Origin of the sequence: Mucilaginibacter sp., assembly GCF_028288225.1 — a bacterium.
GTDB lineage: Bacteria > Bacteroidota > Bacteroidia > Sphingobacteriales > Sphingobacteriaceae > Mucilaginibacter.
The window spans coordinates 23,078-36,744 of the sequence record NZ_JAQBOC010000062.1 but is presented as its reverse complement, the minus strand read 5'-3'; the positions used below and the strand labels follow the sequence as shown (position 1 = coordinate 36,744).

The following is a 13,667-nucleotide window of genomic DNA, read 5'->3' as shown; positions in this document are numbered from 1 at the left end:
TCACTCCCCCAGCAGCGCCCTCAAACTTTCAATGGTATCTGCTTCCTCTTTCGGCTTATCAAGCCGCCATCTTAATATACGTGGGAAACGCAGGGCAATGCCTGATTTATGGCGGGTTGACTTATTGATCCCTTCAAAACCAATCTCAAAAACCAGCTCGGGTTTTACCGTACGTACCGGGCCGAACTTTTCGAGCGTGTTGCGCTTAACGAAATAATCCACTTTGTTTATCTCGGCATCGGTTAGGCCGCTATAGGCTTTGGCAAAGGGCACCAGCTTGTCGCCATCCCAAACTGCAAAGGTATAATCAGTATACAGGTCGGCACGGCGGCCATGGCCTTTTTGGGCGTAGATCATTACGGCATCAACCGAGAGCGGGTCGATCTTCCATTTCCACCAGTCGCCGCGCTTGCGGCCAACCTGGTAAGCAGCGCTTTTGCGTTTCAGCATTATGCCTTCGGCTATCATAGCGCGCGATTGTTCCCTTATTTTACCAAGTTCTTCCCAGGTATTAAATGGGATCAATGGCGAGATCCTGAAAGTTTCCGGGAAGGGTGTTGCTGCTTGTAATTCTTCTAAGATCAATCTCCTTTCAGCTTGTGTTTTGCTGCGGATGTCTTCGCCATTAAATTCCATGCAATCATAAGCTATTACAGCAACCGGGCTTTCTTCCAGGATCATTTTATTCAGATTTTTACGCCCGATACGGGTTTGCAAAACATTGAAAGGCATGGGTGATCCGTTTTGAAAACTCAACAGCTCACCATCTATTACTGTACCGTCAGGCAGCGCATTTAAAAATGGATGTAATTCCGGAAATTTATCGGTAGCTAAATCTTCGCCCCTGCTCCAGATAAAAATTTCACCGCCGCGCTTTATGAGTTGTGAACGGATGCCATCCCATTTCCATTCAGCCTGCCATTCTGCTTCATCGCCCAAAGCAACCTTTAATTCACCGGTCGATTTTTGTTTTTCGGATGTTTCCTGGATGGGGTATGCAAGGAAAAAGGGATAGGGCCTGGATACATCATCCGATGCGCTTTGCTCCTGTACCAGTTGCTCATAGGTATAGGTTTCCGGCATCCAGTTACCCATTATCCGGTGAGTTAATGCGGGGGCTTCAATACCGGTTATGTCTGCCAGCGCTTTTATCACCAAACTTTGCGATACCCCCACCCTGAAACTGCCGGTAAGCAATTTATTAAACACAAAGCGTTCGCTGCTATCCAGCATGGCCCATGAGTCGAGCAGCCAGAGCTTTTTCTCTGCTTCTGTTTTATTACCCAATGCATTTATTTCGGCAATCCATTCCGTTAGCGTTTTACTGCTGTTACCCCGGTTTTGCGGCATCAGCAGCGCCATGGTTTCGGCCAGGTCGCCAACCACGTGGTAACTTTCCTCAAACAGCCAGGCCGGGATCTTAGAAGCCTCAATGGCCCAGTTCCGAACCAGCGTAGAGTTGATCTGCCGTTTAGGTTTACGACCGGAAAACAGTGCCAGCATGTGCATTTTATCTGTATCGGGCACATTGTTAAAGTAATCTTTTAAAACCTTAACCTTTTCGTTGGTCTTGTTGGTTTCATCAAGTGAAAGGAAAAGTTGGGCAAAGGCTTTCATGATGCAGTACCTCCGGCCTCACCTAAATCCTCTCCAAAGGAGAGGACTTGCTTAGCATCTTTATTCAATCCTTCCTGGGGCGCCTTATGTTCATCCGGAGCCTCTTCAGGCACGTTATTGATGCCCTCATCATCACCATAAAGCGTATGCACCTCATGTGCATCAAAGCCTATCTCATTTAAATATCTTGCAAAGGTTGCCGTATAGCCGTGGGTTAGGTAAACACTATCGCAGCCTGTCGCATCAATAGAAGCTATAAGCCCGTCCCAGTCCGCATGGTCTGATAGTACAAAGCCGCGGTCGGCTGCCCTTCTGCGCTTGGCCCCCCGGATAGCCATCCAGCCGGAGCAATAACCAAAACTGTAAGGATTAAACTTCCGCATCCATGGTGTGCCTGCTGATGATGGAGGCGCTATGATTATTCCTTTTCGTAATTCCTCTTTTGGTGTATCAGCGGTTATTCTTGTTGTAGCATTGAGTTTTATCCCATTACTCCGCAGTGCTTCATTGGTGTTTTCAATTACGCCATGGGTGTAAACTTTCCCGATGGAAAGATCGAGGTTTTGCAAAATGCGCTGTGCCTTCCCCAGCGAGTAGCCGACAATTACAGTGGCAAGGTTATGTTCGGTATTGCTGCACCACCAGCTGTTAACATCGTTAAAAATATCAACCTGCGGCTTCCATTGGTAAACCGGCATCCCGAAGGTACATTCTGAGATAAAATGATTACAGCGTACCGGTTCAAACGGGGTTGAGATGCCGTCGTCTTCCACCTTATAATCGCCCGAAACCACCCAAACTTCGCCCTGGTATTCTACCCTGATCTGCGCGGAGCCAATTACATGCCCGGCCGGGAACAAGGATATTTCCACACCGTTCTTCATTATCTTTTCGCCGTACTCAACTGTTTGTAATTGAATTTCGCCTAAACGGTAAAGCAAAACCCCGCGCGAAAAATGGTGAGCCAAATAATGCTTATGTCCCCAATATGCATGATCGGCATGGGCATGCGTTATCACGGCATCGTCAACCGGCTTCCATGGGTCGATATAAAACTTCCCGGTGGCGCAGTAAATCCCCTTGTCGGTAAATTCAAGCAATGGTTTTTTAGGCATATAATAAATAACCTAAATAATATGAATTGGTTTTAACCCTTGAGCGTTCGAAATATATCTTATTATTTCCCTGATTCACCCTTATTTAACGCAGGTCGAAGGCCTGCGTGATTGATAATGTTTCAAACACCCAATGTTTTAACCCTATAACATCCATTCATTTATCATACGCAATATAGAGGGCACAGCCCTGCGCTGACGGATGTCGCCCTTAGGGCTTAGGATTCTTTCTTGAGTTTCAAAAAAAGCCTTATAAATGACAAAATCCCGGCTTAACCGGGATTTTGTCATTTATAACTTGTTAAGATTATCAGTTAGACACTGCAGGTGCAGTTGTACTTGTAAGTTTATTGCCGAAGCTAATATAATCTGTCAGGATCTGGCCGGCTTCACGTTTTAAGAAATCAAGATCCTCATTACGCGGACGGGTCTGCCCTTTCTTTAATGCAGGAAGGCCCATTGCCACTCTGCGCAGGTTATTTTCTTCAAATGCCTTTTTATCATCGGCATCACGTTGTTCCTTCAGCTTTTGCTCATTCAGGGTAACGCTTTTTTCAGCCTCATGTTTTTTAATCTCGGCAATATCCTCCAGCATGTATTTATAATTAGGGCTGGTTGCCATACGCTGGTCATGCAGTTTTTTCAACTGAGGTAACACAGCGCTAAAATCGCCAACCTTTGTATAATCGCTTTTTGCGATCACATCAAATGGCATTGCTGACGGTTCAGTGTCTTCGCCATATTTATCCAAAGGAATAACCGACGGGAACTGAATATCAGGTGTAACACCTTTATGCTGGGTTGAGTTACCTGTAACCCGGTAAAATTTAGCAATGGTTAAATTAAGCTGACCAAAAACGCTTTGGCTGCCTGTTGTAACCGGCTTTTTAGTTTTATCAACCAAACCCGCAACACGTTCAAGCATCGACGGCGGGATAACCCTGTCAAGGTCAATTGCATTTTGTACGGAACCTTTACCATAAGTTTGGGTGCCCACAACTATACCGCGGCCGTAATCCTGGATAGCACCAGAAAATATCTCAGTAGCTGAAGCACTAAAACGGTCAACCAAAATCGCCATCGGTCCGGCGTAGGCAACAGAAGGGTCCTCATCCTTATCAACTTCTATCTCGTCATTAGGGTTTCTAACCTGTACAACCGGGCCGCTCTTAATAAACAGGCCGGTAAGATCAACGGCTTCCAATAATGAGCCGCCGCCGTTTTGGCGCATATCCATCACTATACCGTCAACGCCCTGCAGCTTTAACGAATCAATAAGCAGCTTAACATCATGCGTGGTGCTTTTGTAGTTAGGGTTGCCTGATTTATAATCATTAAAATCTATATAAAAAGCAGGAACAGAAATAACGCCTATTTTAATGGTCTTGCCATTTTCGTTATAGGTACGGATCTCTTTTTTTGCAGATTCATCTTTCAGGATGATCTTTTCGCGCACTATTTCAACAACTTTGGGCTTACTGCCAATGCTCATTCCTTTTGGTAAAAGCTCTAGTTTTACAGTTGTTCCTTTTTTGCCACGGATCAGCGCTATGGCATTTTCTACTCTCCAGCCCACAATGTTCTGAAATTCGCCATCGGCACCCTGGGCAACGCCAACAATCCGGTCATCCACATTTACTTGCTTGCTTTTTTCAGCAGGTCCGCCAGGTGTTAACGATCTTATAATAACAAATTCGTTCTCTGTATTTAATCCTGCACCAATACCTTCCAGCTGGCGCGACATCTCGATATTAAAGTTAGCAGCATTTGCAGGGTTAAAGTAATTGGTATGCGGATCAATAGCTTCAGTAAAGGCATCCATAAACACCTGGAAAACATCCTGGTTGTTTAGCTTATTGGCTTGCGACAATAAATTTGTATACCGCTTTCTTAATGTTTCTTTATTCTTGGCAACATCGGGGCTGGCCAGCTTTAAATTAAGCATGTCGTACTTTACACGTTCGCTCCAAAGCTTGTTCATTTCGATTTCTGACGATACATACGGAAGGTTATCCCTGTCGTAAGTAAAATTTTCATTCTTCGAAAAGTCAAATTTGTTATCCAATTGCGTTAAGGAGTACTTAATGCGATCGATATATCGTTTTTGGTACACATTAAATATGTAAAAAACATCAGTAAGGTTACCGTTTTTTACATCGTCATCCAATACGGTTTTGTACTTATCAAAATCCTGGATATCCGAAGCCAGGAAATAATTGTGGCTTTCGTCCATCATTTTTAAATAGCGATTATAAATCACTGTTGAGATGGAATCATTAAGATCAACTTTTTTATAGTTGTACTTTGATATCATTGTAGCAATTGTTTTACAAACAACGCTTTGCTTCTCGTCGGGCTCAATATTATTTGAGCCATTAACCTTAACAGGTTTGGCTGGTTTTGCGCTGCACGCCAGTGTGGCACCAAGAACCAGCACTAAATATAGTTTCTTGAACATATCTTTTACACTCTTTAAATCGTGGGTTATATAAAACATCAATACTTGTGCCTAAAATACAGTTTGCTAACTTAAATAAAAAGAGACAGCCCCATGCCGTCTCCTATAATGAATAACAATATTACAATAATGTTTGTATTGTTTTCACAAAATACGTTTACATTTTACGATAATGTTACAAATTTATTGTACGGCTGTAAATTGAATATCAGGCGATAACTTAAATTATTCGGCTTTTGAATTGCTTACAGGCGCTTCAGCGTACCGTATATCGGTTTTTGGGGTGTTATTTTTATTTTGTTTGATAAATGCCATTTTTTTCTCGATAGCGGTTACATCCATATTAAACCCTCTTACTTTGGCCATATCATGCGCTTCGGTAAGATCTTGCTGTGCCTGTGTATAATCGCCAAGCTCTGATTTTATAGTAGCCAGTTCCATTAAATTGGCAATGGTATGTTTATCGTCATTTTGCTGGCGCGATATAATATTACTTTGCAGCAAATACCATTTAGCCTCTGAGTAGCGGTTTTGCTGAATATAAAGCTTGGCCAGCTCGCTAAAGTTATAACTGGCATCATTATATACCCTGAAACGCATATTATGCTGAGCCGTTCGCATCACCATGTTTTCGGCAGCCTGGAAACTATATTCGCTGCGATCTAACGTAGTATTATGAACTTTACCGGGTTTTAACACCGGGGAAATACGGATACGTGAAAGTGAATGATCTGTTACCTGCTCAATTAACGGAAAGCGTTTGTGGCTTTTTAAAACATTGTACCACTGTGCAGAAGCCGAAAGGCAAAACATGCAGCAAATAAAAATAAGAAGGGTAAATCTCATTTAATCTTTTGTCCCTGAGTTTAAATTAATAATGTAAAAATAAATAATTTTCATCAAAATACCCAAACGTGAATTTTTGCCGGAAATTATGGTGTTTTACGGAATACTTTAAAAGTGGTTCGGAAAATATAACGAAGCGATAAGAATAAAAACAGATATATTTATAAATTACATGCTGATCTGAATTAAAACCTTTCTTATATAAATGGCCTCAACATCCAAAAAATTAGGCATCTGGACAAGCACCTCGCTGGTGGTTGGCAGCATGATAGGTGCCGGGGTATTTTTAGTACCCGCCGCAATGGCCTCATATGGCAGCGTAAGTTTATTTGGATGGGTATTTTCGGCCATTGGCGCCTTTTTTCTTGCGCGTGTATTTAGCCGGTTAAGTACTATGGTGCCCAAAAGTACCGGTGGCCCCTATGCTTATACGCATTATGGCTTTGGTGATTTTGCCGGCTTTATGATTGCCTGGGGTTATTATATTTCAATTATTACCGCTAATGCAGCTATAACTATTTCGTTTGTGAGCGCTATGAGCACTTTTTTTCCGGTGCTGGCCACAAATGCTGTGGCAGCAGTAGTAACCGGTTTAAGCGCAATATGGTTTTTATCGTGGATCAATATGCGGGGTGTACCTACATCCGGCAAGGTTCAGCTGGTAACAACTATTTTAAAATTATTGCCGTTACTGGTGATCTCAATTGGCGGCTTATTTTTTATCCGCCTTGAAAATTTTCATCCTTTTAACAGCAGCGGCGGTTCTGTTTATGATGCTATTAATGCCACTGCTACCATAACCATGTTCTCGTTTGTTGGCATTGAATGCGCCACCATCCCTGCCGATAGCGTTGAAAATCCGGGGAAAACAATTGCACGTGCCACCATGCTAGGGCTGCTGATCTGTACAGTGGTGTACCTTTTAGGCAGCATAAGCATAATGGGTATTATCCCGGCTGCACAACTTAAAACGTCGGTTACGCCATATGCAGATGCAGCAGTAATTATGTTTGGCAGCAATGCCCGCTACTGGGCCAGCGGCGGCATGGCCATTGCAGCATTTGGCGCGTTAAACGGGTGGACGCTGATCCAGGGTAAGCTGCCTTACGCCATAGCTAAAGATAAACTGTTCCCCGGTATTTTCGGCAGGCAGAATAAAAAGGGGGCGCCGTTTGTGGGCATTATAGTAAGCAGCACGTTTGTTTCCTTATTTATGATGATGAATTATACAAAAGGATTGGTGGAACAGTTTAAGTTTTTAATATTACTATCTACCTTAAACACACTGGTGCCTTATCTTTTTTGCGCCGCAGCTTATATTATTGTAAGGTTGAAAATAAAACAATCAAAAGGTTTATTTGCGGCGCTCCTTGTTGGCATGCTGGCTTTCGCCTATTCTATATGGGCAATCGCAGGATCAGGCCAAAGCACCGTTTACTGGGGGTTTTTACTGCTGATGGCAGGAATCCCTTTTTATGTTTGGGTGGTTTATAAAAAGAAGGATGAGGTAGATAATAATTAGCGGAATTTGAGGGTGTTGTTGTGTGCCTGCACTCATTTCGGCTACACCTCTGGATTTATGGTTTAATAAAAATAAATCCGAACCTTAATGTAAAGAGCTATCGGCCCGGTATATTTTGTAACAACGGATTTTAATCCGTTGAGACCGCAAGTGTGTTACATAGCTTACACACAAAGTGGTGTTACGTTCTCTGGTTTAAACTATTTAACTTAATTAGCTTAAACCCATCAACTAACCAAAAACCTCTATTTCATTATCATAAGCTGCCCAAACCATATAAGGATGTGTATCGGCATGATAAATTTCGCCGGTTGCTGATATGCCGATTATCCCGGCAAAACCATCATAGGGTTTTAATTCATCCAGGGTTTTTTCTGTTGCAAGTGCCAGCGGCATGGCATCGGTTACGCGGGTTACAATATTTGAGGCTATTGCACCGCTCACAATATCTTCCCCAACTCCTGTGCATGATATTGCTGCAAAAGCGTTGGCATAATTGCCCGCAGTTGTCGCCGAATCACTTACCCGGCCAGGTATTTCAAATCCCTTGCCCCCGGTTGATGTTGCTGCGGCCAGGTTGCCATAAACATCCAGCGCTACACAGCCAACGGTACCCAGGCGGATTGAGTCGCTAAGTTTCCTTTCGTACTCCTTTCGGCGCTGTGGTGTTTCGGGATTATAGTAGCCAAAACCGTTTTCGCGTGCAAAATCCTGAGCTCCTTTGCCGCTCAAAACACGATCTTCAAAAGTTAAAAGCTTTTCGGCAATGCAGATGGGATTTTTTACATCCTCAATATTTATAACGCCCGAAAACCGCATGGTCTTACCATCCATTAATGATGCGCTGAGTCTTATTTTACCGTCGCTCTGGATCTGCGAGCCCGTGCCTGCATTAAACAATTCGCAATTCTCAAGCAAACGTACCGTATAAACCACTGTTTCGACGGCGGTGTGGCTTTGCAGGTATTTATGGCCAAGCTTTACTATTTCGGCAAGTGCTTCCTGCTTGGCTTTTTTTACTTCCTGGTTAGTTTGCGATTCGCTAAAAAAACCGCCGTGGATGATTAGTTTCATGGTAGATAGATATTGTAAAAGAGTCAGGAAATCAAGATGCAAGAATCAAGATTAGGATTAAAGTTCTCTTATTTCTTGAATCTTGATTCTTATAATCTTGCTTCTCCCTAACTCCCCGGTGCCGCAATAAACGCGCCGTCTTCGGTTTGTGCCGACTTTTTTATGATCAGCTGATTTTGCAGCAGGTCGTATTTATCAAATATCGACATAACACTTACCCGCATGTTTTTTATTGATACCGGCGAACCCATCTCCACATCATAAATATTTGTTTCGGCCATTTTGCGGCCGTTAACCAAAATGGTTAATCCTGACCCTATAGCTTCCATCATGGTGCCTTCGGTTATCAGCAAACCTGCATCTTCGCCCAAACCTATTCCCAGCATACCGGGGTTACTGGCCACGGCATAAAGCAACCTGCCAATCCGGCCACGCTGCACAAAATGGGTATCAATAATAACCGAATCAATAAAGCCCAGGCCGGCGGTGATCTGTACTTCACCCTTTATCAGCGCCTTGCTGCTTTGCCCCCGATAGATCATATTAGTTGATGCTGCGGCTGCACCTGCTGAGGTACCTGCAATTACAAAATGCTCATTTTCATAACGGGCTTTCATAATCTGCAAAAATTCAGTCCCCCCAAAAATAGAGCTTAGCCTTAGCTGGTCGCCACCACAAAACATCACTACATCGGCCTTGCGGAGGCGTTCAAGATATTCCGGGTTGGCGGTATCTTCGCGTTTGCGGATATCCATTACCCCAATGTGGTTAACAAGCAAATAGTTAAATGCTTCGGTGTACTCCTCACTAACCAATTCGGGGATCTGCGACGCAGTGGTAATTACCTCTACAATTGATCCTGTTTGTTTTGCCGACTCGGTAATGATCCGTTTTAAAATCCCCTGTTCAAAAAATTTAAGGTGATCAGGCTTTAAAATATCTTCCTGAGCGCTTAAATTAGTGTTCATATCAACAGCTCCGCCAATAATTATCAATTTGCCTTTCGGGACAGTCATCTTTTAATTGATTAAGTTAGAATTAGTTAATTAAGTAAAACCGGGCTGAAAGAGTTGGTGTTTTTCAAAAAAAAACAACCATTTTCTCAATTAACTGCTTACTTAATCAACTTACAGGGTACAAATTAAAATAAAAAGCACCATAAAGGCAGTCTGTTATAAATAATAATGCCTTTTTTAGCTCAAAAATTTTATTAGACACTTAAGTTTTTTAGTTTTAGAAGAAAATTACCTCTTACAAATGCGTCATCGATAATGAAGATAGAAAATATACAAGTATTGCGCGGCCCGAACATCTGGAGTGTTAGCCGGAAAAAATTGATCCAGATGAGATTAAACCTTGAAGATCTGGAGAACAGGCCAACAAATACCATCGATGGTTTTTATGAAAGACTCGAAAAACTGCTGCCTTCTCTTTACAGCCACCGTTGTTCGCCGGGTGTTCCCGGTGGTTTCTTTCAGCGGGTGCAGGCAGGTACATGGATGGGGCACGTAATTGAGCATATCGCATTAGAGATCCAGACGCTTGCCGGCATGGAAACCGGTTTTGGCCGTACCCGTGAAACAAAAACACCGGGTATTTATAATGTAGTGTTTACTTATTTGGAAGAAAAGGTGGGGATCTTTGCTGCCGAATCATCCGTAAAAATTGCTGAGGCATTAATAAAAGGAGAAGATTACAACCTGGAGGACGATATTCAGAAAATGCGGGAGATCCGCGAAAACACCCGTTTAGGGCCAAGTACCGGATCAATAGTTGAAGAAGCCATTTCACGCGATATTCCGTGGATAAGGTTAAACAACCAATCGCTGGTGCAATTGGGTTATGGTAAAAACCAGGTACGTTTCCGTGCTACTATGACCGAGAAAACCAGCTGCATTGCCGTTGATATAGCCAGTAACAAGGACGAAACCAAGCGTTTACTGCAGGAGCAGGCCATTCCCGTTGCCAAAGGCATCACCATTTCATCTCCCGAAGGCGTTGAGGAGGCTATCCGTAAAGTAGGCTTCCCGCTGGTTTTTAAACCGTTGGATGGCAACCATGGCCGCGGGATCTCTATCAACATAAAAACACACGAGGATGCTATTGAGGCTTACGAGCACGCCGCGAAGATCTCTCGCCGGGTAATTGTTGAACGGTTTGTTACCGGGTATGATTTCCGCGTTTTGGTGATAGACAATAAAATGGTTGCCGCCGCCCTGCGCGATCCGGCAAATGTTAAAGGCGACGGGGTATCAACCATACAAGAGTTGATAGACAAGGAAAATGAAGACCCACGCCGTGGTTACGGACATGAAAATGTTTTAACCCTGATCTCTATTGACCGTGATACGCTCGACCTGCTGGAAAAGAAAGGCTATACCTTAGAAACCGTTCCGAAAAAAGGCGAAAAAGTATTTGTAAAATCAACCGCCAACCTCAGTACCGGCGGAACATCTGTTGATGTAACCGACCATGTGCATCCGCAAAATGTATTTATCTGCGAAAGGATCTCAAAGATCATAGGCCTTGATATTTGCGGGATCGATATAATGGCAGAGAACCTTACCGAACCGCTTACCGAAAACGGAGGCGTAGTACTTGAGGTTAATGCGGCACCCGGTTTCAGAATGCATATTGCACCAAGCGAAGGCCTGCCGCGCAACGTTGCCGGCCATGTGATTGATATGCTGTATCCTCCGGGTAAATCGGCACGCATCCCTATTATTGCTATTACAGGTACCAATGGCAAAACAACAACCACCCGTCTGATAGCCCATATTGTAAAAAACAACGGCCATAGGGTTGGCTTCACTACTTCCGATGGGATCTATGTGCAAAATACCATGATGCTGAAGGGTGACACCACCGGTCCGGTTAGCTCTGAATTTATTTTGAAGGACCCAACAGTTGATTTTGCCGTGCTTGAAACCGCACGCGGTGGTATTTTACGCGCAGGCTTAGGCTTTGGCTTTTGCGATATCGGCGTAGTTACCAATATCCAGGAAGACCATTTGGGGCTGGCAGATATTCATACGCTTGATGACCTTACCCGTGTGAAAGGAGTTGTGGTTGATGCCATTAAAAAAGATGGCTGGGCGGTGTTAAATGCCGATAATGAATATTGCGTAAGGATGGGCAAAAACGCGCATTGCAAAGTGGCGTATTTTAGTTTAAATGAGAACAATGCCATTGTTAAATCGCACTGCAAAAAAGGCGGGATTGCCTGTATTTATGAAAACGGCTTTATCACCATCCAAAAAGGCGATTGGAAGATCCGTGTGCAGCGTACCACGCTTATCCCGGTAACTTTTGGCGGTACAGTTCCTTTTATGATTGAGAATGTGCTGGCTGCCACGCTTGCCACTTTCTTATGTGATTTTAAGACTGAGGATATCAAGATCTCACTCGAAACCTTTATCCCATCGGCAGCACAAACACCGGGCAGGATGAACATTTTTAACTTTAAAGATTTTCGCTTTATGATCGACTTTGCCCATAACCCGGCAGGTTTTAAAGGCATAAAAGCATTTTTAGATCATATTGATTCTCCTTTAAAAATAGGCATTATAGCAGGTACCGGCGACAGGCGTGATGAGGACATCCGGGAGCTTGGTAAGCTGTCTGCCGAGATGTTTGATTATATCATTATCCGCCAGGAAAAACACTTGCGCGGCCGTACTGCCGAGAACATTGTAGGCCTGCTTAAAGAAGGAATTGCATCTGTTAACACCACTGTGCCTATTGAAGTTGTACCAAAAGAAATTGATGCTATTAAACACTCCATGAGCCTTGCCCGTCCGGGTACGTTTATTGTAGCGCTAAGCGATGTGATTGACAACGCCATTGAAACCGTACAAAACTACCAGGAGCAGGAGAGGAACGGAACGTTTAATATGTAGGGGAGGAGATTTCGGAATTCGGATGTTCGATTTTTCACCATTTGTTTTGTTTTTTAATGGTGTTCAAGAGGGCTTCGCCGTTTCGGAATTTTTTTAATAAGGGATAATTTAAAATTTGTCATTGCGCGATACGAAGCAATCGCGAACTGTGCATTTACGAATTACAGGTTCTACACCGTTCTGTCGGTTCTGTAAAGTTCGCGGTTGCCCTCCGCTAACCAGCGGATCGCAATGACATGATGATGATTGTATATTAACCTAACGAGTTAAATCTATGAATAAACTAAAATCTATAATTCCACTAATTGCATTATCCTTTGCTTTTGGCTCCTGCCTCACCTCAACCAAAGATTACACCCCTGCAGATGCTCATTCCCATAACGATTATAAAAACAGCATCCCGTTTTACCGGGCGTATGATGCAGGGTTTGGATCGATAGAGGCGGATGTTTTTGCGGTTAACGGTCATTTGATGGTGGCACACGATGAAAAGGATATAACACCAGACCGGTCGCTTAAAAGAATGTATTTAGACCCTTTAATTGAAAAATTCAAGCGCGATACCACAAGGAAGCTGCGGCTGCTCATCGAAATAAAAAAAGATTATACCATTACCCTGCCATTGGTGCTTGAAGAACTTAAACCGCTTAGTCAATATTTTGATTACCCCGGTCATGCCGGCAGGCTTTCAATTGTAATGACGGGTGCCGTTCCGCCGGGAGAAGTAATGTTAAATTACCCGGCATGGCTCAGCTTTGATGTTGACCATGTTGGCGGATTTACGCCACAACAACTTACAAAAATTGGTTTGGTAAGCGTTCCGTTCAGCCGGTTTTCCAAATGGAATGGAGCCCGTGACATAACTCAGCGGGATGTTGACCGCTTAACTGTTATGATTGACAGCGCTCATAACGCTGGTAAAAAGATCCGCTTTTGGGATACGCCCGATAATCCAACCTGCTGGAACGAATTGATCAGTTTACATGCGGATGTGATAGGGACAGACCGGATTAATCAGCTGGCGATTTATTTGGATAAGAAGGACTATCTGCAATAATTGCTGTTTCACCTTGTTTTAGGCTGTTCGGAACAGATAGAGAACGGAACAACGCATCTCAATTAATAACAATTTTAAC

General features: G+C 43.5%; 9 protein-coding genes. 3 read left to right on the top strand and 6 right to left on the bottom strand.

The annotated features are described in order from the left end of the window. The 4 genes from JWQ54_RS19105 to JWQ54_RS19090 form a co-directional block, all read right to left on the bottom strand. A complete protein-coding gene (locus JWQ54_RS19105) occupies positions 1-1,617 on the bottom strand; it encodes an ATP-dependent DNA ligase (RefSeq protein WP_299588057.1) in 1,617 nt (538 codons plus the stop codon). Next, positions 1,614-2,732 (bottom strand): ligase-associated DNA damage response exonuclease, encoded by a 1,119-nt coding sequence (locus JWQ54_RS19100; protein WP_299588054.1) that lies wholly within the window; start codon positions 2,730-2,732, stop codon positions 1,614-1,616. The genes JWQ54_RS19105 and JWQ54_RS19100 overlap by 4 nt, the downstream gene beginning before the upstream one ends. 310 nt (positions 2,733-3,042) lie before the next feature. Next, positions 3,043-5,190 carry a carboxy terminal-processing peptidase gene (locus JWQ54_RS19095; RefSeq protein ID WP_299588051.1) on the bottom strand — a complete coding sequence of 716 codons (2,148 nt, stop codon included), beginning with the start codon at positions 5,188-5,190 and terminating at the stop codon, positions 3,043-3,045. A gap of 225 nt (positions 5,191-5,415) precedes the next feature. Continuing rightward, a complete protein-coding gene (locus JWQ54_RS19090) occupies positions 5,416-6,036 on the bottom strand; it encodes a tetratricopeptide repeat protein (protein ID WP_299588049.1) in 621 nt (206 codons plus the stop codon). Positions 6,037-6,241: 205 nt separating this feature from the next. Here JWQ54_RS19090 and JWQ54_RS19085 point away from each other — a divergent pair, with 205 nt between their 5' ends. Next, positions 6,242-7,558, top strand: a complete 1,317-nt coding sequence (locus JWQ54_RS19085) for an amino acid permease (protein WP_299588047.1) — start codon at positions 6,242-6,244, stop codon at positions 7,556-7,558. Positions 7,559-7,789: 231 nt separating this feature from the next. Here JWQ54_RS19085 and JWQ54_RS19080 read toward each other — a convergent pair whose 3' ends face one another. After that, positions 7,790-8,632 carry an isoaspartyl peptidase/L-asparaginase gene (locus JWQ54_RS19080; RefSeq protein WP_299588045.1) on the bottom strand — a complete coding sequence of 281 codons (843 nt, stop codon included), beginning with the start codon at positions 8,630-8,632 and terminating at the stop codon, positions 7,790-7,792. 107 nt (positions 8,633-8,739) lie between these two features. Continuing rightward, on the bottom strand, positions 8,740-9,648 hold the full coding sequence (locus JWQ54_RS19075; RefSeq protein WP_299588044.1) for a cyanophycinase: 909 nt from the start codon (positions 9,646-9,648) through the stop codon (positions 8,740-8,742). Between the two features lie 255 nt (positions 9,649-9,903). Here JWQ54_RS19075 and cphA point away from each other — a divergent pair, with 255 nt between their 5' ends. Next, on the top strand, positions 9,904-12,531 hold the full coding sequence (cphA, locus tag JWQ54_RS19070) for a cyanophycin synthetase (RefSeq protein ID WP_299588042.1): 2,628 nt from the start codon (positions 9,904-9,906) through the stop codon (positions 12,529-12,531). A 274-nt stretch (positions 12,532-12,805) separates the two neighbouring features. Beyond that, positions 12,806-13,588, top strand: a complete 783-nt coding sequence (locus JWQ54_RS19065; RefSeq protein ID WP_299588040.1) for a hypothetical protein — start codon at positions 12,806-12,808, stop codon at positions 13,586-13,588. The last annotated feature ends 79 nt before the right edge of the window (positions 13,589-13,667 follow it).

Excerpts from the sequence above, each read along its gene's own strand:
- JWQ54_RS19100 (WP_299588054.1), bottom strand. The coding sequence starts at position 2,732 with ATGCCTAAAAAACCATTGCTTGAATTTACCGACAAGGGGATTTACTGC.
- JWQ54_RS19090 (WP_299588049.1), bottom strand. The coding sequence starts at position 6,036 with ATGAGATTTACCCTTCTTATTTTTATTTGCTGCATGTTTTGCCTTTCG.
- JWQ54_RS19095 (WP_299588051.1), bottom strand. The coding sequence starts at position 5,190 with ATGTTCAAGAAACTATATTTAGTGCTGGTTCTTGGTGCCACACTGGCG.
- JWQ54_RS19075 (WP_299588044.1), bottom strand. The coding sequence starts at position 9,648 with ATGACTGTCCCGAAAGGCAAATTGATAATTATTGGCGGAGCTGTTGAT.
- JWQ54_RS19065 (WP_299588040.1), top strand. The coding sequence starts at position 12,806 with ATGAATAAACTAAAATCTATAATTCCACTAATTGCATTATCCTTTGCT.
- JWQ54_RS19080 (WP_299588045.1), bottom strand. The coding sequence starts at position 8,632 with ATGAAACTAATCATCCACGGCGGTTTTTTTAGCGAATCGCAAACTAAC.
- JWQ54_RS19085 (WP_299588047.1), top strand. The coding sequence starts at position 6,242 with ATGGCCTCAACATCCAAAAAATTAGGCATCTGGACAAGCACCTCGCTG.
- cphA (WP_299588042.1), top strand. The coding sequence starts at position 9,904 with ATGAAGATAGAAAATATACAAGTATTGCGCGGCCCGAACATCTGGAGT.
- JWQ54_RS19105 (WP_299588057.1), bottom strand. The coding sequence starts at position 1,617 with ATGAAAGCCTTTGCCCAACTTTTCCTTTCACTTGATGAAACCAACAAG.